Consider the following 26,167-nt stretch of genomic DNA (forward strand, 5'->3'; position numbering starts at 1 on the left):
CCCGGCTGGTCGAACCGCCGGAAGCTCGTCAACGAGCCTGTTACGGCCCGTATACTACATGTGAATGCCTCCTTATTCATTGAGTGGATGTGGATTAAGGTCCGTATATTTCAAGCTCGCCGATCATCGTTGCCGTTCCCGCCGGCGCTACGCTCACCTGCACATAACGCGTAGTAACAGCGCTTGGCAGATTAATCGTGTTGGTATACCCGTTAGCGGAATAGAAGCCGTACGTAGCCGATGTTTGCGCCGTATAAGTGACGTTGTCCGTCGATGTCGAAACCGCAATGGATTCAACCAGATGACCAACGGACGGCACTTTGACCACGAGTTGGTTAATGGTTTTCACGCTGCCCAGATCGACGATCATCCAGCCGGAGCCGCCGAAGGAAGGCTGCCAAATGGTGCTAACCGAATTGTCCACTGCATTGCTGGAAGTTCCGTTGCTTGCCCATGTGTATTGGCCCAGCGCATAGTTGTAAGAAGCGAAAGCTTGGTTCGATGCAAGCGACAGTTGAGTGGCTGCAAGCAGCAGAGCCGCAGCGGCAACGGTCGTCAGTCTTTTTTTCAGGGATGGAATACCCTTCATCATCATTAATAACCTCCTAGGAAATGGTAAAGTGGAGAAACGAAAACGCGAGATTCACCTACTGTTGGCAACCGATCAGTTCTGCGTTTCATTTACATACAGCTCGTTGTGTGCGTATCACCTTCCCGAATGGTCCGACAGACGCACGATATCCCGGTCCGGACAAGCCGTCCTTTTTCATCCGCTGCGGAGTTTGTGTGATCGATGGGCATTGCGTATGCTGCAGGCCAGTCTGCGCCCCATCTTCATGAAAAGCGTACACCCTAGCTGGGCGACGCTATCCTAATGAGGGAATGTTTACTAGCCCTTCTAGTATTTTAACAGTGAAATTCCATAGCGTCTGTGGCGGATTCTACGCAATAAATACGGTAAGATTCGACATGGGCAAGCTTTTGCCGGAGTGATACTATTTGGTTGAATGCCAAAAAATTCCGTTGACCCGCCATGCCCGGCCCCTTCCTTACGCCTGGTCCGACCGGCTAACGCCCGGACCGCGCACACAGCTGCTCGGGAAGTGGCGGCGGCGCTCTGCAGCGGCAAGCGGACAAGAGCTCAGAAGCAGACTTGACGGAGAACGCAAGCCGCACCCGACGTCTGGGTTCTCCGGCTGACACAACGGTCAGGCTAAAATGTTAACGCTTTCAATGGAAGAGGCTGTCGTTTGCCTGGTTGTTCTCCCAGCCGCTTTCCGTCCCGCTGGCCCTGCGCGCGAAGTGGAATCCTGCCCAGCTCGGTTTACAACCGTGATGGTCTCGGCGACGCAGCAGCGTGCAACCGGATGCACCGGGCAGTCGATGTCCAGGGCTCTGCACGTCAACAAATGAAATCGTTACCATTTCCGCGGTTCCGGCGACAGGCCCGAATCGCTGCGCTCCATCGGCGCAATCGGCTGCGCCGCCTGCGTATTTCGTACTTTCCAAGCAGGCGGTTATCCGTTCAACCGGCTCTGCGTTCTGGCTTGTCTTTGGCTCCATCCTTGACAGGAGGTGATGCGCAAATCCCGATTACGGTCTGGCGGGAGCCGGTCCGGCACAGCAACACCGATTGGCATCTTTCATACTGAGGAGGCATTTTTTAATGAGAAAAAAAATTCTGAGCGCCTCGTTATCCGGACTCTTGCTGGTTTCCGGCCTGTTCGGGGCCGCGTCTTCGGCGTCCGCCGACACGGTTACGTCCGGCAATCCGATAATTACGAGCATCTTTACCGCCGATCCATCGGCGCATGTGTGGAGTGACGGGCGGATATATCTGTATCCGTCGCACGACATGTTCCCGTCCCGGGGCAGCGATTTGATGGACAAATACCACGTCTTTTCGTCCGACAACATGGTCGACTGGGTCGACGAAGGCGAGATCGTCAGCGCCGACGACGTATCCTGGGGACGTCCGGAGGGCGGCTTTATGTGGGCGCCCGACGCCGCCTACAAAAACGGCACTTATTACTTCTATTTCCCGCATCCGAGCGGCACGAACTGGAACGATACATGGAAGATCGGCGTAGCGACCAGCAGCAAGCCGAACAAGGATTTTACTGTGCAAGGCTACATTTCGGGACTGCCCGGCAGCAACATGATCGACCCGGCCGTATTCCAGGACGACGACGGCAGCTACTACCTGTATGTCGGGGGCGGCTCGCACGCATACGGCGTCAAGCTGGGCAGCAATATGATGTCGCTGGACGGGGCCATCAAGGAATTTACCGAGCTGCAGGACTTCCACGAAGCTTCTTGGGTATTCAAGCGCAACGGCGTATATTACATGATGTATGCCGACAATCATTCGCCAGGCGGCAACCAGATGCGTTATGCTACCAGCAGCAATCCGCTCGGCCCCTGGACCAACCGCGGCGTTCTGCTCGACCCGGTGTTCGGCAGCGATACGTCTCACGGCTCGGTGGTGCAATATAAAGGCAACTGGTATCTCTTTTACCATAATGCGAAAATCTCTTCCAACGGCACGCTGCGCTCGGTCTGCGTAGATCAGCTTACCTTCAATACGGACGGCACGATTCAAAAAGTCATTCAAACCGATACCGGCGTACCGGCTGTCGGACCGCGCTCTACGGCTACTGAGGTCAAGTACTACGACATGGTGAACCAGAACTACGACGCCTATACGCAAAAAACCGATTATGCAATGAACGCCGGCAACGTCACCGTGGGAGGCGGGGCTACGCAATCGAACGGCATCGCTGAGAACATGCATATCTCGGGCTCCTACATTCAGCTCAGCGGCATCAACGGCGGCGTGGGCGGCAAAGCCGTCCTTACCGTGCAATACGCTTCCGGCGACAGCGGAGCCGCCTTCAAGGTCGATGCCAGCGGCGATACGACCGGCGACGGCTACTTCCTCTCGCTTCCCGGAACCGGCGGCTGGGGCAGCTACACGGGTAAAACCAGCCGACTGATCGATTTGAAGCCGGGCACGAATAATGTGATCAAGCTGAGCGGCGGCATGGGCGGCGCGAACGTATCCAAAGTGACGGTAGCGCTGAATCCGTCGGGCACCTCGACGCCTACACCTACGCCGACAGCAACACCAACTGCGACGCCAACTGCAACACCTACACCTACGCCAACGTCGACGCCGGCCGGCGGCAATTATGAAGCCGAATCTGCAGCTCTGACCGGCGGAGCGAAAGTGAATACCGACCATACAGGCTACACGGGAAGCGGCTTTGTCGACGGCTACTGGACGCAGGGAGCAACCACGACCTTCACCGTCAACGCTTCTTCGGCAGGCACGCATAACGTGACGCTGAAGTACGGCAACGCTTCAGGCAGCGCCAAAACGCTCAGCTTGTACGTCAACGGCACGAAGCTGCGTCAGACGACGCTCGCCAACCTGGCCAACTGGGATACATGGGGCACGAAAGTGGAGTCCGTTACGCTGAATGCAGGCAGCAATACGATTGCGTACAAATACGACACCAGCGATTCCGGCAACGTGAATCTGGACCGCATTACAGTCGCATACACAGGTTCGTCGACGCCGACTCCAACTCCAACCCCAACCCCAACGCCGACGCCTACACCAACTGCGACACCTACACCGACGCCGACTGCAACACCTACACCAACACCAACACCAACACCAACACCAACACCGACGCCGACGCCGACGCCAACGCCTACTCCGACTGCTCCTCCTGCGGGTACGAATCTTGCGTTGAACAAAACCATGACGGCAAGCAGTGCGCCGAACGGCGCATATCCGGCCTCGGCTGCCAACGACAATAACCAGAACAGCTATTGGGAAAGCTCAACCAGCTCCTTCCCGCAATGGCTGCAGGCGGACCTGGGCGCTTCCTACAACGTGAATCAGGTTGTGCTGAAGCTGCCGACCGGATGGGGCTCGCGCACACAAACCCTTTCCGTCCAAGGCAGCACCAACGGCACGTCGTTCAGCAACATCGTTGCGTCTGCGGACTACACGTTCAATCCGTCCGCTAACACGGTAACGATCAACTTCAGTGCCACATCGGCGCGTTACGTGCGCATCAACGTTACAGCTAACACCGGCTGGCCTGCCGCTCAAATTTCGGAGCTTGAGGTGTACAGCGGAGCTTCGTCGACGCCAACTCCAACGCCTACACCGACGCCGACGCCGACGCCGACGCCAACTCCAACACCTACTCCGGGTGCGAATCTGGCGCTGAACAAGAGCATTGCCGAAAGCGGCCATACTCAAGTCTATGGAGCTTCGAACGCCAACGACGGCAATCAAGCCACATATTGGGAAGGTCCGGCCAACTCGTATCCGAACACGCTGACGGTCGACTTGGGCAGCTCCTACAGTGTCAGCAAAGTGACGCTTCAACTGCCGGTTGGCTGGGGCTCGCGCACCCAAACCTTGTCCGTGCAGGGCAGCGTCAATGGCAGCACCTATAGCACGCTGGTTTCTTCAGCTACCTATACGTTTAATCCGAGCGCCAATACGGTAACGATTACCTTCCCGAGCGCATCGGCCCGATACGTGCGGCTGAACTTTACAGCCAACAGCGGAGCTACCGCCGGTCAAATATCCGAGTTCCAGATTTATCAGTAACATTAACCCCCAAAACAAAACCGTTGAGCGGCAAACATCATGTTTGCTGTCCAACGGTTTTTGTGCGTCTGCTTTTACCGGAACAGAAGCCGTTATATGCTGCGGCATAATTCCAAGCTGCCAGTTGCTTCTTTGGAATATTCACGATCTCCGTACATGCCGTTCAGCTTAGTAAACCCGTTCTGAATCCAAAATCGCAAGGCCTGCCAATTTTTTAACGATACATTGATTCTGATTTCTTTAAAATGTAGAGCCTGCAGCTCGCTCACCAGTTGCTGCACGACTTCACGCCCATAGCCCCGCCCTTTGAAGTGATTGCCCATACACAGAAAGGACAGATAAGCTGTATCGGCATGCGGATATCCATGATACAAACTGATGAAGCCAACCAGCTCCTTTCCTCGCTTGATAGCTTGCAGCTTGTAGTTCTCCTTCAAGCCATCTGGAGGCAAATCCCCCACATGATAACACTGATTCACATAGGCAGGGTCAGGTTCCCGACCATCCCAATGCAGCAGGTTGCTGCTCGTTTCATAAAGATGCTGCAAATCATGAATCTCCTCTAACGCTATATCGGTAATGAGGAGTTTTTCCGTTTGCCAAATCGGTTTAAGGAGCATTCTTCAAACCACCATTTCTGCCATAATCTTTGCCAGTCGTACATGCCGTTCACCCTTCCTCCAACGACCGCAGCTTCCGCAGCGACGGGAACACATACATCCACACCCCGGCTACCACCAGCGTGCCGATGCCGCCAACCAGCGCAGCGGGAGCCGCGCCGATCAACCCGGCTACAATCCCCGACTCAAATTCACCCAACTGATTCGACGTGCCGATAAACAGCGAATTGACCGCATTCACCCGGCCGCGCATCTCATCCGGCGTCTGCAATTGAACGAGAGAGGAACGAATGACCACACTGACGACATCCGACGCCCCGACCAGCAGCAGCGCAAATAGCGAAACGTACATATTCCGCGAAATGGCAAACAGCATCGTCGCCAGCCCAAAAATCCCCAGCGCCCCGAACAGCTTCAAACCTACAGCCGACCGCAACGGATAATAAGCCAGCACAATCGACATCAGCAACGCCCCCACCGCGGGAGCGGTTCGCAGCAGCCCCAATCCCACCGGACCCGCATGCAATATATCCTGCGCAAATATTGGCAACAGCGCCGTCGCCCCGCCCAGCAGCACCGCAAACAGATCCAACGAAATCGTCCCGAGAATTGCCGGGTGCCGATAAATAAAAGACAGGCCCATGAACACCGACTTCATCGTCACCGGCTCAAGCCTGCGTTCCACGGGCGTCGTGCGAATCAAGAACGTCAACACACTCCCGGCAAAAAGAGCCAGTGCGGCCGTACCATAAAGCGCCACCGGCCCCAGTGCGAACAGCAGGCCGCCCAGCGCCGGCCCCACAATTTGCGTCGTTTGGCCGACCGACGTACTCCACGCAATCGCCTGCTGCAGCCTCGCCTTGGGCACCAGCTGCGGCAGCAAAGCCGACGACGTGGGCCCCTCGAACGCCCGACAAGCGCCGAGCAACGCCGCCGCGGCAAAGATCGTCTCGCGCCCCAACCAGCCGTGCACATTGCCAAACAGCAGAACCGCGGCAATCAGCGCCTCGATGAATTGGCACACATAAACAATCCGCCGGCGGTCGAATCGGTCAGCAGCATGGCCAACGACGAAGGTCAGCAGCACCATCGGCACGAATTGAGCCAGCCCGACAAAACCCAAGCTGAACGCATCATGCGTCAAATCATACATCTGCCAGCCAATCGCCACAGACAGCATCTGAAACGAGCTGGAAGAGAACATCCGCGCGAGCCAGAACTTGTTGAACGACGGGTGGCTCAGCACAGAATCGTTATTTTTGAACACAGCTACTCACGCCCTTTATTGTATGCAGATTTCATATCGTGGTCGGTCCGTCCCTTCCCGCAAATCGATAAAGTCTATTATAAACGATATGCCAAAAAAGCCCACATCCGCGAAGGAGTGAGCCATTGCGACCGGGCCAGCTACCGTTTGAGCGGTCCCGAACTGACAATGCCATAGCGGCGCAGCGTCTTGCGTCCTACCCAGCCAACGAGGCGATCGGTCACGAAACCCATCAGCCCCAGGCTGATCAGCCCAACGAATATCCAGTCCGTACGGAAGAACAGCCTGGAGTTCCAGATCAGGAAACCGACGCCCTCATTGGCGGCAATCATCTCGGCGCCGATAATGGCCATGTAGGAAGTACCCATCGCCAGCCGAATGCCCGTGAAAATATACGGCACCGTGGCCGGAATGACGACATGCAGCAATATTTGCCCTTCCGAAGCGCCCATACTGCGGGCCGAGCGGATTTTATCCTCCTCAACAGCCAGTACCCCGGTTAACGTATTCATCATCACGATAAACAGCGTTGCGTAGGTAATCAGCGCAATTTTGGATTGCTCGCCGATGCCAAACCAGACGAGAAACAGTGTAATAAAAGCGATCGGCGGAATAAAGCGGATGAAGTTCAGGAACGGCTCGGCGAATAAGCGAATCGCCTTGACCTTACCAATGATCAGCCCAATCGGCACGGCAATCAAGCTGCCAAGCGCCCAGCCGACGAATACCCGATAGAAGCTGACGCCGATGTAAGATAACAGCGAGCCGTCTTGCAGCAGCTCCAGCGCTCCCCTCCAGGTCGCAACCGGACCTGGCACAATTTCCGGACCGTACAGCCACTCGCCCGCCTGCCAGATGAGCAGGGCCAACAGCCATAGCAACGGAATAACGACCCCTTTCTTAGCGAAGAGGCTCATGGGTAGACCCCTCCTTCCAGCTCAGCGTCAAAATGAGATTGAATCCGCCTGTGCAGCGCATAGAATTCGGGTGAGGTCGCTTCTCTCGGATAGGCAAGCGGCACCTCGTAAATATCCGAGATTTGCGCATTCGGTCCGGCAGACATCACCGCAATCCGCTCACCGAGCAGCAACGCCTCCTGAATGTCGTGGGTGACGAAAATGACCGTTTTTCCCGTCTCGCGCCAAATTTGCGACAGTTCCTTCTGCATCAGGCGGCGCGTCATCGCGTCCAAAGCCCCGAACGGCTCATCCATCAGAAGAATGCCCGGATCGTTAGCCAACACGCGCGCAAGCTGCACCCGCTGCTTCATTCCGCCGGATAGCTCGCGCGGGAATTTCTTTTCATGCCCGTACAAGCCAACGAGCTGAATAAAGCGGTCGGCCACTTCCTGACGCTGTTCCTTGGGTGCTTTGCGCATCTTCAGCCCGAATTCGACATTCTGACGCACCGTCAGCCAAGGAAACAAAGCAGCATCCGCTTGCTGAAAGACGACGGCCCGATCCCATCCCGGCCGATCAATATCGGTATCGCCTACGCGCAGGCGGCCGCCGGACTTGGCGACGAACCCGGCAATCATATTAAGCAGCGTAGACTTGCCGCATCCGCTTGGTCCGAGCAGTACAAAAAATTCGCCGCCCCTCACCACCAAATCGATGTTTTTAATAATGTAATGAATGTCGCCGGTTTTGCCGGGTTTCGTCAGCTCTGCGTAGCTCTTGTCGAGCTGTTCGATGGTGATAGTTGTGGAAACCGCGTTAGCTATCGTCATCCGTTTATTCTCCTTTCTGTTAGAAATCCGGTGTACAATCAATGGCCCCGTCGATAGAGGTTCCGCTCTCCGGCCATTGCTTCACCGGACTCCTATTGTCCGTAAGTGACCCGATCCGGCAATGCCTTGCGGAGACTATCCAGACTCAGCTTACTTTTCAGATCGAAATCGTTTTTAATAATGCCGTCTTTCACCATATATTGCTTCTGTCCAGACAAGCTGTCGAACGATTCCTGCTTGAAACCGATTTGCCAGTTGTTCGTTGGCAGATCGCGAAGCGTCGCTTCCTTGGGCTGCTTCACTTCCTTAAACAAAATATCCGCCGTTTCCTCCGGATGGGCTGTAATAAACTGTGAAGCCTCGTCAAGCGCGCTCAGAAAGTTCGCAACCCCCTGCGGATGCGCCTGAATCAAGTCATTCGACGCGATAATCGCTCCCCCGATTCTGACGGTGGTTTTGGACATATCCGTCAGCTCGTGAATGCCCTGCACATCGGCAAACTTGGCGATCATCGCAGAGCCGACGACCCAGGACGCGTCGATCTCGCCTTTTTTCAAAGCAACGTACGCCTCGTCGAAGCCGCCCTGCCCGATTTGCTGGCTATCTGCTGCCGCAAGGCCATTCGCTTTCAAATATTCATCCCACAAATAGGGCAGGAATGTGCCGCGCAGCGTACTCAGCTTTTTGCCTTTCAGATCCTGCGCCTGTTGAATGCCGTCCCGCACATAAAGCTTCCATTGCGCAGCCGCCGCGTCGGTGTTCGTGCCGGTCGCGGCCACAATACCGTAATCCCCTTTACTGACCGCGTTCAGAATAGGAAAGTCGGCTCCCCACGCGATATCCGTCTGCTTGATAAACAGCGAATTGATGCCTTCGGCCGGTGTGGCAAACGTCACAAGCTCAGCCTTAATTGCGTATTTGTCAAAAAATCCTTTGGTCTTGGCGATCCGCAGCACCGGATTGGTCAAAATATCGGCGATTTTGATCTGGATCGGGTCCGGTTGGAGCGGCGATGCCGAAGCATCGGTCGCAGACTGCTGTCCCGCCGAGCCGGGCGAGACTTCAGAGACAGTATTTGCCGGCTTGACGCCGTCCTTGCCGCAAGCGGCAAGCAACAGGGTCAACACGGTCAGAACGATCAGGGTAAGATACGAGGAACGTCGGTTTATGCTAGTCATGTTTTCTCCCTCAACTTTCTTGAGCTATATAGCAATGGTTATTGGTCTGATGTTTCGTCTGTGCTGGCCACGCAAAATGCGCCCTCTTCGAAGGAAAACGTGCCTGTGACGGTCACGACCGATTCCGTACCTCTGCCGGCTGCGCCAGGCACCCGATAATCGGCAACATCGAGCGGCTCGATGGCTTGCTCTTGCGGCTTGGGCAGCTGCGGCACCCACTCGTACGGCAATCGATAAGCGCGGTAAACCATGTTGGCGTTGCGTTTATTTTTATAAGGAGAAATGTATTCCCATACCAGCTCATGAGCGCGGGTGACTTCAAAAATCCGGCCGTCCGCTCCCTCCGTAATCAGCGTATTGCCATTCGGCAAACGTTGCGCCGAGCTGATGTAAGGGCTGTAAAAACGGTATGAATCCAGCGGCGCGATGAAGCCCGCTTCAGTCGGCGTATACTGCCACTCAATTTCCAGTGTCACCGGATTGATTTCCAATACCCGCGAATGATCGCGTAGCGCGTTCTTCTGACCGTAAGGGGAAGAAGGATTCGGCAGCCCGTAGCCGCCCCAGCCGCCGTTGTCGAACACCAGCAGGTTGCCTTCGCCCGGCAGCCCTTTCGGAATGATGTGCGCATGATGCTGACCGATAATCCAGCCCAGATGCTTGACCTCCGGCTTCGAATAATCCGGCCCGAGCTGCCAGACTATGCGGCCTGTGCGCCGGTCGGTAATGGCAATGATATTCGACTCTCTGGCATCCCAGATAATATTGTCAGGATGGAAACGTTCGTCCCCGGCCTCATAGAACTTGTTAGGACCGACCCAGGAAGCGGAGTTGATATGCATCCAGTCCCCGCCCGTATCGTTGCCGAAATGCCGCCCGTTCGGATCGCGGAACAGGACGTTTTTCGCTGCCTCGTCAAAGCCCAGCTCCGCAAAGTGATCGCTGACCGCCCACTCCCAGATGATATTGCCCTCCCAATCCACTTCAATAATCGTATCGTCCAGCAGCACCTTATCCGAAATCTCAGGCTTGCTGACATTCTTATGGGCCAGAATCAGCGTGCGGCCGCCCTCCGTCTTGGGCTCCTGTCCCGGAGCGTAGTAACCTACCGGATTTCCCTCCCGCTGGTAATCGTGATGGGCGCGAGCCATCCATTCCGGCTCATAGCCAGGGTCCTGAATAAGCTCATAGCGATTGAAACGCCAGACAATGTTGCCGTTCCAGTCCACTTGCACAAGATCGGCCTCATCCTGAAAGCCGTATTTCGGATCGCGTTCCTTGGTACTGCCCGTTACAAAGCCGCCCGGCAATATTTTATTCGGGAAGCCGCGAAGACCTTTCCACAGATGAACCTCTTTGCCGTTCATATCAATCAGCAGCGCCCCGACATCAGCCGCCTGAAAGATCGTATAGCCGCTCCATGCTTTCTCCGGTAAATAGACGGTAGCCCCCGTCGGATGAATGGTTGGGTGTCCCATGCTCATCTCTCCTTCATATGTACAATTTAATAGTTCAAAAAGTGACCCGTAGCGACCTGCGCAGCGCGCCGGGTCTGCTCCGCTTTAGCATCTGCGTTGTCCTTCGCCAGCTGCAGCACCGTATCGGCAAAACCTTCCAACTGCTCAGTAATTCGCACAAAAGCGCGCTTTTGCGCTCCAAGCTCCTGCTCTGAAAAAGAGCCGAACAACAGCTCAATCGACTTTTGACTAATGTTGCGGTGCCGTGCCAACAGGCTGTGCCCTTCCTCGGCGATGACCAGCCGTACCGTTCGTCGGTCCTCGTTCATGCGGCGACGCATCGCAAACCCCTTTTTCTCCAGCTTGTCGCATAATGCCGTAATGGCCCCGGAGGTCAAATCCAGTTGTTCCGCCAAATCCCCCAGCCGCTGCGGGCCATCGCGAGCGATTTTGTGCAGAATGAGCAAGCCCGGCCAAGCGATTCCTTCAATCGATACCTTATCCCGCTCCTTGACAAACTTACGAACCATGCGGCGAAACAACCAATCCATTTCTTCAAGTCGCGCCCATTCGTTGTCCACATGAACTCCTTCCTGCTTAAACCTGCCGTCGTTCGTTGATTGAAAACAAAAAAGGCCCAACATCCTCCCCGTTCCCGGGAAGTCGTTGTGCCTTTGGCGGTCCAATCGGCTTATGTCATTTCTTCAACGCTAAAATAATGAGCATTGAAGGATTATAGATTGATCTTAATCCAATAATTCATATATGTCAAGTCGGATTTAATATTGACTTCATGGGTTGATGCCGCAAAAAGACGGATATCCTAATAACACATGTCGTTTTCACCAATGCTCGGATAAGAGAATTATTCACATTAAAAAAATACATATCATTAACTTAACGATATTGAATAATAATTAATTATCTATTAGAATGGAGGTACGAAAGGGTGAATGTGATGAGCCTAGCCATTTATCGCGCTACCAAAGAGCAAATTCAAACTGCTTATGAAAACAACAATGAGCCAATCATCGAAAAAGAGACCCATTTCATCTTCGACAAGCTGCTCACGATTTTCATGGCCATGTCTTCTGATAAAGTACTGTCTGTCAAAATGAATATGAGCGTGTTGGCGCTTATCAAACCCGCCTACTTATTTTCTGCGGAACATCGCACGAACTTGTTGAATTGGCTGGATCGTTTAGCGGAGATGAAGCTGCCCCTGTCCGATCTGGATTTCGGTAAATTGAAAATTGATTTTGAACATTGGTATTACGAACTGGGCGGGACCGAGATTCAATTTGAATACCATGAATCCTATCTGCTCACTCCGTCCGAAGCCGCCGACGCGCTGGGCGTCTCTACGGTAACGATCCACAAATATGCGAAACAGGGCATGGAGATGGCCGGGAACGGTACGCACAAGAAATATCCCAAATATGTGATCGACATTATGAAAGACCCGAGCTATTCCTTCCTCATGCGTATGAACTATCAAACTCGCAAAATGCGTAATCAAACGCCCTGGGAACGCCTGAAGGAAGTTAACGACTCGATCACTGAATTCCAATTGCGTTATGGAAAAATGCACTGCAAGGATCAGTTCGGGGAACATGACGACAGCATGGACGATCCAACCGATTATTACCGCTGGAAAGACCTCGAAGAAGAGCAAGCCGCGTTGTTCAGCCTGATTGGAGGGAAAAGCTCTCCGTGACGCAACCACCAACTCTGCCCACTCAACTTTTGCCAGCTAATCTGGCCCATATCCTCAATAAATATGGAGAATGGCTGGAGACCTATCAGAACTTTCGCGACAGAAATTCCGCATACGGCGATTTCTACCTGTCTCCAAAGCGTATGGAAATCATTTTTCCTTTGAAAGAGCATCCTGTTCATGGTATTACCGGATTGCATGTGATTGAAAGATATGACGATCAGGGCTATGTGAAAGAATATCAGTACATGTGGAAAGTGATTGTGCCGAAAATGGGCGTCCAGCTCAATCATATTTCCTCGTGGGGAAATGAATCCCACAACGCGCCAGGCACCAGCGCGAAGCTGATCACGGAGACCGAGCCCCATCACCATCATCATGTCCCTGGAGATCGCAGCCAGAGAAAAGAAAATTGGCATGTACACACCTTGGAGCAAGCTTTTGAATTTATCATTCCTTTTTTGGAGTCGGGGCAGCCTTACCCGCGAAGCGCCTCTCTATAACACGCGCAGGCTGTCGAGATATTTCGTCAGCTTTTTATGCAAAAAAAAAGCCGCAGCCCCGCCCTCCGGCAACTGGCTACAGCTCTGTGACTCCACACCTCGCGCGGAATTTACTGATCGTTGGCCTCGTTCGCAGCAACCGGATTCACGGCAAAAATCGAATGAATATTACCCTCCGGGTCGGCAAAAAATCCGGTCGTATGCCCCCAGGATTTCGACTGGGGCGCAGTAATCCCCACCGCCCCTTGGGCTACAAGATCGTGATAAACCCGATGGACTTCCTCCGGCGTCTCGCATTCAAAGTTCAGCTCAAACGCCTGTCCCGCGCGCTCCTCCATAAAGGACGGATGCTGACTCGTATTATCTGCCATCAGCGGCTTGGAGCAAATCGCCAAACGCACTCCCTTGTTGTCAAACTCCACGTAATGGCCCTCTTCCACGACCGTGCGAAAGCCCAGTACATCGCGATAAAACGCCGCCAATCGGGCAACGTCGTTGGCCAGTACGGTGATTCCTTCCAGCTTCATGTTCATTTTCCTCACTCCTGATTACAAAAACTTGATTGGAACTCAACAAGTACGAAAAAGCTTGCTACTCAGCTGCCATCGGTTTGTCCCAGGAAAGCAGATATCTGTAGTAGAAACGACGGCGGACCACTGCTCCCGGCAAAATTTCACGTGCTGCTTGGCGAATTTCGCTGATTGACTCTCTTGGCTCTGCAATACGGACCCCTATATCTTGCATTCCGCCGTGAAGCCTATCCATGACGCGAATCGGAAGAACTAGAACTCCAGAGATGGCAACATCTATGATTGATTTATCAGCCGCCAGACCAACGATCAGGAGCCGCCCGCCGGGCGCAAGAAGTTCGCGCATCTGTAACAGCGCAGTTTTCAACTCCATATGATGCAAAGTCGCAACACAAACGACGGTTTGATATCGTTCCTCAGGAGAAAGCACAGACATCTGAAGAAAATCGCCGGTCATGAACGACACATGCGAGGCCGCATCAAATCGGGTTTGCGCCCTCTTGATAATCTGCGCATCGGGGTCAATCCCCACAGCCTGCTGAACGAACGGCGCAAAGCGTTGAATCAATAGCCCGTCCCCGCACCCAATGTCGAGCACCCGCCCTCCACGCAACTTGATATCCGCCACTAATTCTTCGTGAAACGCTGTATTGTGATTCCAGTATAGCTCCAATTCTCTGATTCCCCCACTATTACAAATAAACCCATTTAATCCAATAGCTCCAGTTTCCTTACTTAAAGTCCGTGAAAAACCAGTGTCCTCCGGTCGATAGCGGTTCCACTCGCTGTTGTAGCCGGATTTTTCGATGGAAGGACCCCGTTTGGGGTGAAAATCCGTCTACAAAGGCGACCGCTGACGCTGTTCCAACTCCCTATCGACGCTCCGGCCACTTGTTCACCGGACTTTTAGAGGTGTATATTCTTATGCGAAAAAAGAGTCTCTGTTCGGCGCTGCCGTGTTATTTATTTTTGGATTGAACTTGATGTTTAGCCGATTTGACATTAGACTCCTGCCTAGCTTACGTATTATGGACTTTGGTGGCATATACATGCAATTCTTCTGACGGCTTCCAGTCCCCTTACAATACTTTTTTGGGCGGGCGTATTTTCAAAAAGCAAGCCCCATTCGATTGCCTGCTCAGAGGCCTTGCGGTAGTTTGTTTAGATGTGCCCTCTAATTAACTGGGCGATACTTGGACACTTCCACTTGATTCAATGCTATATCCGAAAGCTTGCCATCTGCCGTCCCTATATTGATAGTTTGTAACTAAAAATCCAAGATTATTTAATTGAAGATTACCAAACCAAAGCCATCTCTTGGTGGTGAGGAAATCGTTTCCCACTTCGATCGCAGAAACAGGATCCATTTGGACAACTTGTTTTTCGTTTAATAAATCCTCATTTATGAATTGCATCTGATCAGCGTTTATTTTTGCAAACCAGTATCGTGATGGGTCTTCTTCCGATTGAATGATAAAATTCTGTTCTTTCTTTTGATATGAAGCAAAGAATGTCGTTACGGGTGACTCAGGTAGTGGGGTTTCTACAAAATGATGTTCAGTTTGAATATAAACGTAGGTATGATGAACTCCATTGCCCCCATTCGCGTGCTCATCCGTTTCCAAAACAATATCCGGGTTCCGGTCTTGAGTCAGGTCATTCGTGTAAATTTTGACGGGAAACAGGATGTTATATCCGTTTACCGGAAGTTTTTGAAGCAAAATTCCCTTTTCATCCCAAATTCCTAGATAACCAGAATAGTCTTGTCCTTGAATGAGCGGTAAATTGACGAGTGCAATGGTTTCCTTTTGTCCATCGTTAAATAAATCTGCTTTTGTTTGCATTTTTATTTCGGCATCCTTTTCAAGCATTAAACCACTGGTAGTTGAATTTGAAAGGTCTGATGTATTAGTTACCTTTGTATTCGTCATGTACGGATCATTTGTCGGTTGAGCAGACGGAGTTATTTTGATTAGACCGGAAACATGGGTCGATGCTGGGCTATTATCCATCGTGCATCCTACGAGAACGCCTGCGATAGTTAGGGCCAATCCCGCTATCTCCAATTGCCTATACCCTTTCATGTTTTCATTGACCTCCTTGTTATACATCAAATTAGACGTAATGACGCCACCTTTGTTGCAATCAGCTTGGTGTGCCACTTCATAATATTACAAGGAATATACATGACGATAGACTGCAGGACCGGCCCCCGGGCTGCTTGCTGCTGGTTTCAACGATTTCTTGTTTGCAAGCCGTTGAACAAAAAGCAAAAAGGGCCGCAGCAACCTGCCACAGCCCTCCAAACCCGCGTTCGCCGCGGCCTTCCGCTCCTACTCTTCCCCAGTCGCAATCGGATTGTCTGCCCAGCTAATCCAATCGCTCCAGCTTCCCGAGTACAGCTTCACATTCGCGAAGCCGGCCTCGGTCAGCGCCAGCACGTTCGGGCATGCGGTCACGCCCGAACCGCAATACACGATGATTTCATCGGCATCGTGCAAACCCGCGAACCGCCGCTCCTGCTCGGCGGCTGACTTCCACGCGCCGCCTTCGCCCAGCGCGTCCTTCCAAAAATAATGCCGCGCCCCCGGGATATGCCCGGCCACCTTATCGATCGGCTCCTCGAGTCCGAGGTAGCGCCGCTCCTCGCGCGAGTCCACGAGCACCGTGCCCGCGCGGCCCAGCTTATCGCGCACCTCATCCATGCTCGCCAGCATGGCGCGATGCACCTTCGGCGAGAACGTGCGCGGCACGGCCAACGGCACCTCAGCCGTCACGGGATACCCCGCAGCCTGCCAGGCGCCGAAGCCCCGGTCCAACACGTGCACGCGCGTGTGGCCGAGAAACCGCAGCATCCACCACAGCCGGGATGCCATCGCGCCCCCTTGGTCGTCATACGCGACCACGGTCGTCTCCCCGTCGATGCCAAGCTGCCCGACGAGAATCGAGAACGCGCCCAGATCCGGCAGCGGGTGCCGCCCGCCGTGCGCCATCAGCGCGCCGGACAGGTCTTTTTCCAAATCCACATAAAACGCGCCCGGAATATGTCCCGCCGCATAAGCCTCCCGGCCCGCATCGGGCTGCCCGAGCACAAACCGGCAATCGGCAATCACCAGCCGCTCATCGGCCGCATGCGCCTGCAGCCACTCCAGGCTCACAATCGTATTCACATCCACGTCCTCCTCATCTCTAACTCCCGCTCAGTCGCCCAAGCCGATCGTCGGATTGATCGAATAGCTCAGCCAGCCGCCGAGCTCGCCGCCCATGTTTTCGTAAAATTTTTGCGCCCGATCGTTGTCGCTGGCCGTCTGCCATGTCATCCGCTCATAGCCGTGCCGCGCCGAATAGCCCTTGCACGCTTGAAACAGCTTCTGCGCCGCGCCTTGCCCTCGCCACGCCGGCTCCACGTACAAATCGTTCATCACCGTAATCGGGCCCGTCCGCAGCGTACTAAACGTAAAATACAACGTCGCAAACCCGACCAGCTTCCCGCCGCTTTCGGCCACAAACTGCACGCCACGCTGCTTCTCCAGCAGCATGTCGATCAGCGCATCCAGCTTCCCGTCCTCCGGCCGCCGCCACTGATAAAAATCCACGATATACGTGATCATCAGCTCGCGAAGCTGCGGCACATCCTCCGCCTTCGTTTCCCTTACCGTCACTTGAGCCATATCCTAGCCTCCCCGCCAAAATCAATCTTGTTCATCCATTGTATACCGGATCGGGCTTCTTGGACATGGAGAAAACGTCAGAATATTTGCACAGGATGCGGGCGGGCTCAGTTTTCATCCATTTCCTTTTTGTATAAAATAAAAAGCAAACCGCTCAGCACCAGCACCAAAGCTGCTGCGACGCCCAGCAGCCAATGCTCGTGACGCGACACCGCGTAATACGCGACAGCAAACAGCGCCAACGCCGCAAGCAAAGCACCCAGCAGCCTGCGGTCTCCGGCCGAGCCGCGTCCCGTGCGCCCCGCCGCCGCCATTGACAGCGAAAAGCCGAGACGATACCGCTTCATCAGCGCAGCCAGCAGCAAGCACACCAGGCTCGCGCCCAGCTTGCAGCCGAGTTCGAGATAGGACGCGCCGAAGGCTTCTTCAAAGCCGAGCCCCAGCCGGTACGCCGTCCCCAGCAGCACAACCGCCAGCACTACGGTATAGCTAAGCGCGCCCAGGAACATCATCAGCAGAGCGCGCAGCCAGCGGACGCCAAGCAGCACATGAGCCTGCCAGCTCAAAAACAGCACGTACAAAATCGGCTGCGCCTCGGCCCAGCCCCACACATACACCAGCAAATAGCTCCAGAGCATGTTGTTGACCGCCATCAGCAGCAGCGCCGGCCAGCGCCCGCGCACCGGCACGCGGAACAGCGCCAGACCCGTCAGAATCATCGCCAGACCCGAACCCATACTTGTCAAAACGATCTGGAAAAAAAACATCATTACCTCCGCAGGAGTCATGTCGAAAGGTGGAACCTCATGATGCCCGAGCTCCCTTGGCGTCTCGTGCCGTTTACAGAAGCGCACGGCCCGGCCGTATGCGCATGGACCTATCCGGCCCCGTACGAAGCGTACGGCTGGCCGGAATGGTCGGCGATGCAACGCGAAACGCGCGAATTCGCCGACCCTGATCTGCGGCGCGACCAATATGCCGCCGCCGTGGATGCCGACGGCGCGCTAGTCGGGTACGCGCAGTTTTTTCCCCTGGCCGGCGTGATCCGGCTAGGGCTGGGCCTGCGGCCGGATCTGTGCGGCCGCGGCTGGGGAGCCGCCTATGCGCAGCTGCTGGCTCAAGAGGCCGAGCGGCGCGCGCCGGGCTGCGAGGTCGACCTTGAGGTGCTCGTCAACAACGTCCGTGCCGTCAAGGCGTATGAACGCGCCGGCTTCGTTATCACGGACACCTACGAGCGCCCCGCACCTGACGGCACGGCTCCGCTCGTGCACTGCATGGTATACCGGCCGGAGCGCGGTACGGCGGAGTAGGCGTTGATACCGATTTCCGCGAATGGGCGATTTGGGGATCGGTTGATTGCTTTTTGCAGGAGTGAGTATGCCTCGCTTCCCTGCCTGGCCTGCCTCCCTGCCAGCTTGCCTCCCTGCCGACCCACCGCCCCCATCCGGTTAACCCCGTTCGCGCCATGCCCGCTCGAACGCCGCAGCGGTCCGGAAATCCAGCTCGGTCAAGCCACCGTCCCGCCAGGAGGTCAAGCGCAGCGTCACTTTTTTATATTCGACATGAATCATCGGATGATGGTTCAGCTCCTCGGACAGCCGGGCGACCTCGTTAACGAAGCCGATCCCGCTCATAAATTCGCGAAACCGATAGACGCGCACGATCCACTTGCCGTTGTTCCGGCTCCCGCTCCCAGCCCGGCAGCTCCGCCAGCCGCTCGGCCACTCGCTCTTCGCTGCACACTTCCTCCATATTCCGCACCTTCCTCATTCCTGCAAACCGGGTAGACGCCATGCCGCCATCGTTCGGCACACCCGCCCACAACAACGCACGCCGTATACCACGCCCGCTACCGCCTCAATCAATAATCCGGCACCGCGCTATCCGCCTCGTTAGCGTAGGTGCGCAGCAGCTCCAGGAACGGCAAGCCGTAGTTGCGGAACTTGACCTCGCCGACACCCTTGACGGCCAGCATCCCGGCCGCCGTCGTCGGACAAATCTCGCTCATCTCGCGCAGCGTGCTGTCCGAGAAAATAATATACGGCGGCACCTTCTCGCGCTGGGCTATTTCCCGGCGCAGCAGCCGCAGCTGCTCGAACAGGGTGTTGTCGACGGCCGCGGCCTTGACCTGCTGACGGCGCACCTTCTGGAACACCTGTTGCTTGCCCTGCAGCACGTCCGCTGCCGGCTGCTGCAGCCGCACGACCGGATACTGCCCGTCCGACAAGGCCAGAAAGCCTTCGGAGATCAGCACGTTGATCAGGTCGCTGATTTCTTTTTCCGCCAGCTCGCGCATGATGCCGTAGGTTGGCAGCCGGTCGAAGCGGTAGTCGAGCACTTTTTTCGCCTTCGAGCCCTTGAGCACCGACGCCACCATCGAAATGCCGAACCGCTCGTTCATGCGGCGGATGCAGGAGAAAATTTTCTGCGCCTCGACCGTAATGTCGACCGTATCGCGGTCATCCTTGCACGAGCTGCAATTGCCGCATGTCGTATCGACTTCCGTCTCCCCGAAATAATGCAAAATATAATTGCGCAGACAACGCGGAGAATAGCAATAGTCGATCATCGTTTGCAGCTTTTTGTATTCGTTGGCCTTGCGCTCGGGCGTCTGCGTCTGGTTCTGCTCGATCAGAAATTTCTGCGTCATGATATCCTGCGCGCTGAACAGCAATATGCACTCGCTCGGCTCGCCGTCGCGTCCGGCCCGGCCGGCCTCCTGATAGTAGGCCTCCATATTTTTCGGCATGCTGTAGTGGATCACATACCGCACGTTCGATTTATCGATGCCCATGCCAAAAGCGTTCGTCGCCACCATCACGCGGATGTCGTCGTACAGGAAGCTCTCCTGGGCGAACGAGCGCTCCTCGTCGGACAACCCGGCGTGGTATTTGCCGGCGGCGAAGCCTTTTTTGCGCAGCTGCTCGTACAAATCCTCGACGTCCTTACGCGTCGCCGCATAAATGATGCCCGGCTGGTGTGTATGCTCCTTGACGTAATTCATCACGTAATCGCGTTTGTTCTCGCCGCGCAAAATCGTCAGGCTCAGGTTGTCCCGGCTGAACCCGTTAATATACACGTTCGCATGATCCAGCTCCAGCAGCCGGGCGATGTCCTCGGTCACCTCGGCCGTCGCCGTCGCCGTAAACGCCGCGACCAGCGGCCGATGCGGCAGCGAGCGGATGAACGGCGCAATCGCCGTATAGCTCGGGCGGAAATCGTGCCCCCACTGCGAGACGCAATGCGCTTCGTCAATTGCCACGAACGGCAGCTTCAGCGCCTGCATGCGCATGCGGAACCGTTCCGATTCCAGCCGCTCGGGCGCGATGTAGAGCAGCTTGATTTTGCCCTGCATCGCCGCCTGCAGCCGCTGCTCGACCTCGCGGTTATCGAGCGTGCTGTTGATGAACGTTGCCGGCACGCCGAAGCTCGTCAGCGCGTCAACCTGGTCCTTCATCAGCGAGATCAGCGGCGAGACGACCAGCGTCACGCCCTCCAGCAGCAGCGCCGGGACCTGATAGCAGATCGATTTGCCGCCGCCGGTCGGCATAATGCCCAGCGTATCGCGCCCGTCGAGCAGGCTGGCGATAATATTTTTTTGTCCTTCCCGGAATTCCGGGTATCCGTAAACGTGCTGCAGCACCTTGCGCGCTTCAGTCAGCATTGCTTTTTCACCTCTACCGCTTTTCTAAAACTACAAAAACTACACTAAGTAAATCACAGATACAAGCTTCTCGCCATGATGCACCTTGAGCACGTGATGCTCCTTGTCGTACCGCACGGCGCCTTCGCCTACAGCCAGTTCAGGGTCCGCACCCAAGCTGTAAAAAATATCGTCAGCCAGCGTCTTCAAGCAGTCGCGCCGCTCCTCGTCCGTCAGCTCCTCCCACTCCTGCGGCTCCATCTCCAGCAGCTCGTAGCTGCCTTCGACCTGAGCGACCGCATCGGTCAAATCTTCAACGATGTCCTTGTATTCCCTGCCGAATTTAATGCCCACGATGAGCCTCCCGTCCGCCCGGCTTTCGCGCCGAGCATAATTGCTCCTTGTACCACTTTACCATATTGTGCGCGGAAAAAGCAGCGAGCGTTCTCTGCCGGGGGATATTTGCCCGAAAGCGGGCATACACTAAGGAAATGGGCAATTTCGGCAAAAATCTGGTACTATGGAAGAAGGAATGTACGCTCGGAGGGTAGATGGCGCTCATGCTGAAACTGCAGCTTCCCAAAAATCGAATGAATTACCTGATCAAGCAAATTCAGCTTCATTACGAAGCCGAAGTGCTGGAGCAAGGCTGGGAGTACTACCACAAAAGCCGTGTCGTCGACGTCGAGCTGGTCGGTACGACGATTCAGGCGCTCGTTCAGGGAACCAACAAAGCCTACGAAGCCGTTCTCCATCTGGAGGACTTCTCTTATAGCGAATGCAGCTGCACCTATGATGGATTTTGCAAACACATAGCCGCGGCTTTTTTCAGTTTATATGCGCCGTACGGCCGGCCGGAGCTGCTGCTGCAGGAGCTGAAGCAGGCGATCCGCTCGCGCCGCAAGCCGCTGCGCCCCGCCTCAGCTCCCGCGGAACGCAAGGCCGCTGCGCCGACAACGCCGCAGGAAGCCGGGCCGCCGGCGGAATGGCACCGCTTTTTCGAAACGAAATTTCACGGCTTCTCGATCTCGCACCAGCACTCCATCGATACGTTCTACGATTCGGCGATGGAGACGCTGCCCGGCTACGCGGAGGGCTGGCGACCGGCCGCCCGCGAGCTGTACCGGCTGCATATCGTGTTGTTCGTGATGCGCAAGATCGAGCAGTTCTACCGCGATACGAAAAGCTCGTATTTGTCATATTATCACGAAACCGGCTGCAAGACTGTGGCCCGGCAATGCGAAGAACAGCTGACGCTGGCTGTACGCAAGCTGGAGCCGGAAACGGTCGGAGCGGCGGCGGCGCTGTGGCGTGCTACGCTGGCCATGCTGGGCGAGCTGGCCCTGTCGGGGTCGGACAGCCCGATCGACTGGCTGCTGGCGTACCGCAGCGTCTGGTGGCGCGTACCGCAGCGGGAGCTGCAGCAGGAGGAAATGCGCCGGCTGGAGCAGCGGCTGGCTTTGCCGGAAAGCGCGATGCGGCGTCGCGAACGCGATACGCTGCGGATCGCCCGCGCGCATTTCGACGTTATCGCCGGGCGGAGCGCTGAAGCGTTCGCCCGGCTGGACGGGCTCGAAGGCGCGAATGCGGCGGATTTTTTTCTCTACCTGCAGCACTATGAACACGCCGGACAGTGGTCGGACATGCTCGTCTGGCTGCGCTGGCTGCTGCCAGCCGTCGAGAAGGCCAATCACGAGGATTTCCGGACCTTCTGCCAATATTGGATGGATACGGCCAAGCAGCTCGACTCCGACGCCGAATGGGTGCGGGTGATGGAATCGCTGCTGCCGCGCTCGTATTATTACTATACCGCCTATTTGCTGCAAACCCGGCGCTACCGCCAATGGGTCGACCTGCAGCTGGCCAACCGCATCTCGCCGCTCAGCTTGTACGCGCTGGAGCTGCGCGCCATTGAGGAGCACGATCCGGCCCTGCTGCTGCCGCTGTACCATCAGGCCGCGGAACGGGCCATTCTGGAGAAAAACCGCGCCTCCTACAAAACCGCCATCCGCCTGCTCAAAAAGCTGCACAGCTTCTACCGCCAGCTTGGACAGGAGCCGCGCTGGGAGCTGTATGTCAATAGGCTTGCCGACAAGTTCTCGCGGCTGCGCGCCTTTCAGGAGGAATTGAAGAAAGGAAAATGGATTCGATGATCGAAACCAGCTCGCTGACGGTGCATGCCATCGTCTTTCCGACGGGCTCGCTTTTTCTATGGGGCACCCGCGACAAGGGCGGCATCTGGGATGCGCTCGATTTGAAAAATGTGCTGTTCGCTTGGCACGAGCCGTCGTTCTATGGCACGTTCCTGGAGCCGAGCGACTGGGGCAATAAGGAAGGCATCGCCCTGCGCCCGCTGGAGGCGCTCGACTACTTGCAGAACCCGCAGCCGGTCCGCCATACGAAGCTCGTCTGGAGCGCCGAAGCGGAGGATTTGCTGCGCCTGGCTCCGGCTGTGAAGCTGGCGCTGGCCGAAGGCCGCTTCATGCCTGATTACGAGCGCTGGCAGGCCGGCGAAATCGGCTGGAAGCTGCAGCTTCCCGAGGAGCTGCAGGAGCTGGAGACGCCGCAGACGCGCACGTGGCTGCAAGCGCTCGTCCCGGAATGGGTCGAGACCGACGGCGTCATGAAGGACAATCTGCACCGGCTGGAAGCGGCGGTGCCGCGGCGCGGCCGTGACGGCGCAAGCGGCGCGGCCTGGCTCGACGAAGAGGATTGGCTCGTGGCGATTGGCTGGCGGCAGGACCGCACGCCGATGCGCACGTGCCTCCAGCTCGTCGAGCCGGAGCCGAGCCTCGGCCTCGGCTGGCGGCTGCGCCTCGTGCTCCAGGACCGGCTGTCGCCGGACGTGCTGCGCACCGTCACGGCGGACGGCGAGCCGGTCCCCGGCGAGCTGCCCCTGCCTGCGGCGTGGCAGCCGGAGCTGCCGCGCGTGCGACGCAGCGCGGACAAGATCCTGCGCATCCTGCCGTGGCTGGATGCGCGCAGCGGCGCCGGCGGCCCTGCCGGAGCCGGCGCTGGCGCTGACGCCGCCGGAGAACCGGCGGCGGCGCGGACAGGCGGCGCGCTGGCTGTCGCGCCGTCAGCTTCGGGCGGCGGGTCTGCGACAGCGCCGCCCCAGCCGGTCTCCGGCTCCGCAGGCCCGGAGACCGGCGAAGCCCCGCCCGCCCCTGCGGAGGGCGGGCGATCCGCACGCGAGCTGCCGCGCGAGCTCGCGGAAGACGCGGCCTGGCGCTTCCTCAGCGAAGGAAGCGTCAGGCTGGTGGAGGCCGGGATACCCGTGTTCCTCCCGGCCTGGTGGGAGCGCGTCAGCAAGCTCAAGCCCAAGCTGCGCGCCCGCATCAAATCCTCCGTCGGCGTCCCCCGGCAATCGCTGTTCGGCTTGCGCGAGCTGATGCAATTTGACTGGAAGCTCGCCGTCGGCGATCTGGAGCTGACCGAGGACGAGTTCCGTCAGCTGCTGGAGGAGAAACGCCGCTTGGTCGAAATTCGCGGCAACTGGATCCAGCTCGACCCGGCCTTCATGGCCCAGGTCGAGAAAATCATGAAGCAGGTGCAGAAGAAGCAGGGACTGTCGCTACGCGACGTGCTGGAACTGCATCTGGCCGGAGAAGCGGGCGGACTGCTGCCCGGCGAGGACGACCCCGACGCGCAACGCCATCTGGAGATGGAGGTCGAACTGAATGAGCAGTTGACCCACATGATCGACCAGCTGACGCAGACGGCGGCGATCCCGCCGATTGAACCGCCGGATAGCTTCCGCGGCTCGCTGCGCCATTATCAGGTCGACGGCATCTCGTGGCTGCTGTTCCTGCGCCGCTTCGGGCTCGGCGGCTGTCTCGCCGACGACATGGGCCTCGGCAAGACGATCCAATGGATCACCTACCTGCTGTCCGTCAAGGAGCACGAGCAGCCGGACGCTCCGGCGCTGCTGATCTGCCCGACCTCCGTGCTCGGCAACTGGCAAATGGAGCTCAAGCGCTTCGCGCCATCGCTGCGCGTGCATCTGCACTACGGGCCGCAGCGACTGAAGGGCGAGGACTTCCGCGAAGCCGCCAAGGACGCCGATCTCGTGCTCACCTCATACACGCTGTCGCATCTCGACGAAGCGGAGCTCGGCTCACTGGCCTGGAACTCCATCTGTCTGGACGAAGCGCAAAATATCAAAAACGCTTATACCAAGCAGGCCTCGGCAATACGCCGCCTCAACGGCTATCATCGCATCGCGCTGACCGGCACGCCGATTGAAAACCGGCTAACGGAGCTGTGGTCGATTTTCGATTTCGCCAACCCCGGCTATTTGGGGACGATTCGTGAATTTACGCATCGGTATGTCAATGCGATCGAGCGAACGCGCGACCCGGAAACGATCCGCAAGGTGCAGCGCCTGATCCAGCCCTTTTTACTGCGAAGGGTAAAAAAAGACCCGGCGATCCAGCTCGATTTGCCCGAAAAAAACGAATTCAAAACGTTCGTTTCCCTTACGGCCGAGCAGGGCTCGCTGTATGAAAATTATATTCAGGACATGTTCGACCGGCTGGAAAAGCTATCGATGATGGAGCGGCGCGGCTTGATTCTCGCGGCCCTGACCAAGCTCAAGCAGGTGTGCAACCATCCGGCCCTGCTGCTCAAGGAAGGACCGGGCGCTCCGTGGGCCGGGCGCTCCAACAAGCTGGAGCGTCTGCTCGAAATGGTTCAGGAGCTGCGGCAGGAAGGCGACAAATGCCTGATTTTTACCCAATTCGTGGAAACCGGACTGCTGCTGCAGCGCGTGCTGCAGGAGGAGCTGGGCGAGCCTGTGCTGTTCCTCAACGGCAGCACCTCGAAGACGGGACGCGACGAAATGATCGCCCGCTTTCAAGACGCCGCTCTGCCGCCCGAGGAGCAGCGCTCGGTATTCCTGCTTTCGCTGAAAGCCGGAGGCATCGGCCTCAACCTGACCGCCGCCAATCACGTCTTCCACTTTGATCGCTGGTGGAATCCGGCCGTCGAGAATCAAGCGACCGACCGCGCGTTCCGAATCGGACAGACGCGGCACGTGCAAGTGCACAAGCTCGTTACCCTCGGCACGCTGGAGGAGCGCATTGACGAAATGATCGAGCGCAAAATGGGACTGAGCCAGCAAATCGTCGGCAACGGCGAGAACTGGATTACCGAGCTGTCCACCGACGAGCTGCGCGAGCTGTTTACGCTGCGCCGCGAATGGGTCGACGCCTAAC

General features: G+C 56.5%; 24 protein-coding genes. 6 read left to right on the forward strand and 18 right to left on the reverse strand.

Going from position 1 to position 26,167, the window contains the following annotated elements; genetic code table 11:
- Positions 1-94 precede the first annotated feature (94 nt).
- The gene (locus B5M42_RS14435) at positions 95-595 is read right to left on the reverse strand and encodes a discoidin domain-containing protein (protein ID WP_134749752.1); all 501 of its coding nucleotides are present in this window, start codon (positions 593-595) and stop codon (positions 95-97) included.
- A gap of 1,071 nt (positions 596-1,666) precedes the next feature.
- On the opposite strand from B5M42_RS14435, the gene B5M42_RS14440 reads away from it, so the two are divergent.
- Positions 1,667-4,636 carry a family 43 glycosylhydrolase gene (locus tag B5M42_RS14440; protein WP_167689616.1) on the forward strand — a complete coding sequence of 990 codons (2,970 nt, stop codon included), beginning with the start codon at positions 1,667-1,669 and terminating at the stop codon, positions 4,634-4,636.
- Between the two features lie 92 nt (positions 4,637-4,728).
- On the opposite strand, the gene B5M42_RS14445 is transcribed toward B5M42_RS14440, so the two are convergent.
- The 7 genes from B5M42_RS14445 to B5M42_RS14475 all read right to left on the reverse strand — a co-directional run bounded on the left by B5M42_RS14445 (position 4,729) and on the right by B5M42_RS14475 (position 11,438).
- Positions 4,729-5,256: a GNAT family N-acetyltransferase gene (locus tag B5M42_RS14445; RefSeq protein WP_134749754.1), complete on the reverse strand. Its 528-nt coding sequence runs from the start codon at positions 5,254-5,256 to the stop codon at positions 4,729-4,731.
- A gap of 49 nt (positions 5,257-5,305) precedes the next feature.
- On the reverse strand, positions 5,306-6,523 hold the full coding sequence (locus B5M42_RS14450) for an MFS transporter (RefSeq protein WP_209280653.1): 1,218 nt from the start codon (positions 6,521-6,523) through the stop codon (positions 5,306-5,308).
- A gap of 140 nt (positions 6,524-6,663) precedes the next feature.
- Positions 6,664-7,440, reverse strand: coding sequence for an ABC transporter permease (locus B5M42_RS14455; RefSeq protein ID WP_134749756.1), 777 nt, complete (start codon positions 7,438-7,440; stop codon positions 6,664-6,666).
- Positions 7,437-8,252: an ABC transporter ATP-binding protein gene (locus B5M42_RS14460; protein WP_134749758.1), complete on the reverse strand. Its 816-nt coding sequence runs from the start codon at positions 8,250-8,252 to the stop codon at positions 7,437-7,439. The genes B5M42_RS14455 and B5M42_RS14460 overlap by 4 nt, the downstream gene beginning before the upstream one ends.
- Positions 8,253-8,344: 92 nt before the next feature.
- Positions 8,345-9,430: an ABC transporter substrate-binding protein gene (locus B5M42_RS14465; protein WP_134749760.1), complete on the reverse strand. Its 1,086-nt coding sequence runs from the start codon at positions 9,428-9,430 to the stop codon at positions 8,345-8,347.
- 38 nt (positions 9,431-9,468) lie between these two features.
- Positions 9,469-10,908: an aryl-sulfate sulfotransferase gene (locus B5M42_RS14470; RefSeq protein ID WP_134749762.1), complete on the reverse strand. Its 1,440-nt coding sequence runs from the start codon at positions 10,906-10,908 to the stop codon at positions 9,469-9,471.
- A gap of 26 nt (positions 10,909-10,934) precedes the next feature.
- Complete coding sequence (locus B5M42_RS14475; protein ID WP_407946124.1) at positions 10,935-11,438, reverse strand: MarR family transcriptional regulator; 504 nt, start codon at positions 11,436-11,438, stop codon at positions 10,935-10,937.
- 407 nt (positions 11,439-11,845) lie between these two features.
- On the opposite strand from B5M42_RS14475, the gene B5M42_RS14480 reads away from it, so the two are divergent.
- Both B5M42_RS14480 and B5M42_RS14485 read left to right on the forward strand, forming a co-directional pair.
- Entirely contained in the window at positions 11,846-12,604 is a 759-nt protein-coding gene (locus tag B5M42_RS14480) for a MerR family transcriptional regulator (protein WP_134750034.1), read from the forward strand.
- Positions 12,601-13,107: a DUF6516 family protein gene (locus B5M42_RS14485; RefSeq protein ID WP_134749766.1), complete on the forward strand. Its 507-nt coding sequence runs from the start codon at positions 12,601-12,603 to the stop codon at positions 13,105-13,107. Before B5M42_RS14480 ends, B5M42_RS14485 begins: the two co-directional genes overlap by 4 nt.
- Positions 13,108-13,217: 110 nt before the next feature.
- Here B5M42_RS14485 and B5M42_RS14490 read toward each other — a convergent pair whose 3' ends face one another.
- The 6 genes from B5M42_RS14490 to B5M42_RS14515 form a co-directional block, all read right to left on the reverse strand.
- Positions 13,218-13,640 carry a VOC family protein gene (locus B5M42_RS14490; RefSeq protein WP_134749768.1) on the reverse strand — a complete coding sequence of 141 codons (423 nt, stop codon included), beginning with the start codon at positions 13,638-13,640 and terminating at the stop codon, positions 13,218-13,220.
- Between the two features lie 58 nt (positions 13,641-13,698).
- Positions 13,699-14,310, reverse strand: a complete 612-nt coding sequence (locus B5M42_RS14495) for a class I SAM-dependent methyltransferase (protein ID WP_134749770.1) — start codon at positions 14,308-14,310, stop codon at positions 13,699-13,701.
- A 505-nt stretch (positions 14,311-14,815) separates the two neighbouring features.
- Positions 14,816-15,721, reverse strand: coding sequence for a hypothetical protein (locus B5M42_RS14500; protein ID WP_134749772.1), 906 nt, complete (start codon positions 15,719-15,721; stop codon positions 14,816-14,818).
- A 249-nt stretch (positions 15,722-15,970) separates the two neighbouring features.
- Entirely contained in the window at positions 15,971-16,807 is an 837-nt protein-coding gene (locus B5M42_RS14505) for a sulfurtransferase (RefSeq protein WP_134749774.1), read from the reverse strand.
- Between the two features lie 30 nt (positions 16,808-16,837).
- Positions 16,838-17,308, reverse strand: coding sequence for a GNAT family N-acetyltransferase (locus B5M42_RS14510; protein ID WP_134749776.1), 471 nt, complete (start codon positions 17,306-17,308; stop codon positions 16,838-16,840).
- A 107-nt stretch (positions 17,309-17,415) separates the two neighbouring features.
- A complete protein-coding gene (locus B5M42_RS14515; protein WP_134749778.1) occupies positions 17,416-18,078 on the reverse strand; it encodes a hypothetical protein in 663 nt (220 codons plus the stop codon).
- Positions 18,079-18,114: 36 nt separating this feature from the next.
- On the opposite strand from B5M42_RS14515, the gene B5M42_RS14520 reads away from it, so the two are divergent.
- Entirely contained in the window at positions 18,115-18,618 is a 504-nt protein-coding gene (locus B5M42_RS14520) for a GNAT family N-acetyltransferase (RefSeq protein ID WP_230632917.1), read from the forward strand.
- A 138-nt stretch (positions 18,619-18,756) separates the two neighbouring features.
- Here the strand turns inward: B5M42_RS14520 and B5M42_RS14525 are convergent, their stop codons facing one another.
- The 4 genes from B5M42_RS14525 to B5M42_RS14535 form a co-directional block, all read right to left on the reverse strand.
- Positions 18,757-18,969, reverse strand: a complete 213-nt coding sequence (locus tag B5M42_RS14525; RefSeq protein ID WP_329959319.1) for a 4a-hydroxytetrahydrobiopterin dehydratase — start codon at positions 18,967-18,969, stop codon at positions 18,757-18,759.
- On the reverse strand, positions 18,920-19,060 hold the full coding sequence (locus B5M42_RS25570; protein ID WP_329959323.1) for a 4a-hydroxytetrahydrobiopterin dehydratase family protein: 141 nt from the start codon (positions 19,058-19,060) through the stop codon (positions 18,920-18,922). The genes B5M42_RS14525 and B5M42_RS25570 overlap by 50 nt, the downstream gene beginning before the upstream one ends.
- A 109-nt stretch (positions 19,061-19,169) precedes the next feature.
- The gene (gene recQ, locus B5M42_RS14530; RefSeq protein WP_134749780.1) at positions 19,170-20,972 is read right to left on the reverse strand and encodes a DNA helicase RecQ; all 1,803 of its coding nucleotides are present in this window, start codon (positions 20,970-20,972) and stop codon (positions 19,170-19,172) included.
- A 39-nt stretch (positions 20,973-21,011) separates the two neighbouring features.
- Positions 21,012-21,305, reverse strand: a complete 294-nt coding sequence (locus B5M42_RS14535) for a hypothetical protein (RefSeq protein WP_134749782.1) — start codon at positions 21,303-21,305, stop codon at positions 21,012-21,014.
- 206 nt (positions 21,306-21,511) lie between these two features.
- On the opposite strand from B5M42_RS14535, the gene B5M42_RS14540 reads away from it, so the two are divergent.
- Together B5M42_RS14540 and B5M42_RS14545 are read left to right on the forward strand one after the other, a co-directional pair.
- Entirely contained in the window at positions 21,512-23,104 is a 1,593-nt protein-coding gene (locus B5M42_RS14540) for an SWIM zinc finger family protein (RefSeq protein WP_134749784.1), read from the forward strand.
- Complete coding sequence (locus tag B5M42_RS14545) at positions 23,101-26,166, forward strand: DEAD/DEAH box helicase (protein ID WP_230632918.1); 3,066 nt, start codon at positions 23,101-23,103, stop codon at positions 26,164-26,166. The genes B5M42_RS14540 and B5M42_RS14545 overlap by 4 nt, the downstream gene beginning before the upstream one ends.
- Position 26,167 lies beyond the last annotated feature (1 nt).

This window comes from Paenibacillus athensensis, from assembly GCF_004514475.2.
Lineage (GTDB): Bacteria > Bacillota > Bacilli > Paenibacillales > NBRC-103111 > Paenibacillus_AL > Paenibacillus_AL athensensis.

Excerpts from the sequence above, each read along its gene's own strand:
- B5M42_RS14435 (WP_134749752.1), bottom strand. The coding sequence starts at position 595 with ATGATGATGAAGGGTATTCCATCCCTGAAAAAAAGACTGACGACCGTT.
- B5M42_RS14440 (WP_167689616.1), top strand. The coding sequence starts at position 1,667 with ATGAGAAAAAAAATTCTGAGCGCCTCGTTATCCGGACTCTTGCTGGTT.
- B5M42_RS14445 (WP_134749754.1), bottom strand. The coding sequence starts at position 5,256 with ATGCTCCTTAAACCGATTTGGCAAACGGAAAAACTCCTCATTACCGAT.
- B5M42_RS14455 (WP_134749756.1), bottom strand. The coding sequence starts at position 7,440 with ATGAGCCTCTTCGCTAAGAAAGGGGTCGTTATTCCGTTGCTATGGCTG.
- B5M42_RS14460 (WP_134749758.1), bottom strand. The coding sequence starts at position 8,252 with ATGACGATAGCTAACGCGGTTTCCACAACTATCACCATCGAACAGCTC.
- B5M42_RS14465 (WP_134749760.1), bottom strand. The coding sequence starts at position 9,430 with ATGACTAGCATAAACCGACGTTCCTCGTATCTTACCCTGATCGTTCTG.
- B5M42_RS14470 (WP_134749762.1), bottom strand. The coding sequence starts at position 10,908 with ATGGGACACCCAACCATTCATCCGACGGGGGCTACCGTCTATTTACCG.
- B5M42_RS14475 (WP_407946124.1), bottom strand. The coding sequence starts at position 11,438 with ATGGATTGGTTGTTTCGCCGCATGGTTCGTAAGTTTGTCAAGGAGCGG.
- B5M42_RS14480 (WP_134750034.1), top strand. The coding sequence starts at position 11,846 with ATGAGCCTAGCCATTTATCGCGCTACCAAAGAGCAAATTCAAACTGCT.
- B5M42_RS14490 (WP_134749768.1), bottom strand. The coding sequence starts at position 13,640 with ATGAACATGAAGCTGGAAGGAATCACCGTACTGGCCAACGACGTTGCC.
- B5M42_RS14500 (WP_134749772.1), bottom strand. The coding sequence starts at position 15,721 with ATGAAAGGGTATAGGCAATTGGAGATAGCGGGATTGGCCCTAACTATC.
- B5M42_RS14510 (WP_134749776.1), bottom strand. The coding sequence starts at position 17,308 with ATGGCTCAAGTGACGGTAAGGGAAACGAAGGCGGAGGATGTGCCGCAG.
- B5M42_RS14515 (WP_134749778.1), bottom strand. The coding sequence starts at position 18,078 with ATGATGTTTTTTTTCCAGATCGTTTTGACAAGTATGGGTTCGGGTCTG.
- B5M42_RS14520 (WP_230632917.1), top strand. The coding sequence starts at position 18,115 with ATGATGCCCGAGCTCCCTTGGCGTCTCGTGCCGTTTACAGAAGCGCAC.
- B5M42_RS25570 (WP_329959323.1), bottom strand. The coding sequence starts at position 19,060 with ATGGAGGAAGTGTGCAGCGAAGAGCGAGTGGCCGAGCGGCTGGCGGAG.
- recQ (WP_134749780.1), bottom strand. The coding sequence starts at position 20,972 with ATGCTGACTGAAGCGCGCAAGGTGCTGCAGCACGTTTACGGATACCCG.
- B5M42_RS14540 (WP_134749784.1), top strand. The coding sequence starts at position 21,512 with ATGCTGAAACTGCAGCTTCCCAAAAATCGAATGAATTACCTGATCAAG.
- B5M42_RS14545 (WP_230632918.1), top strand. The coding sequence starts at position 23,101 with ATGATCGAAACCAGCTCGCTGACGGTGCATGCCATCGTCTTTCCGACG.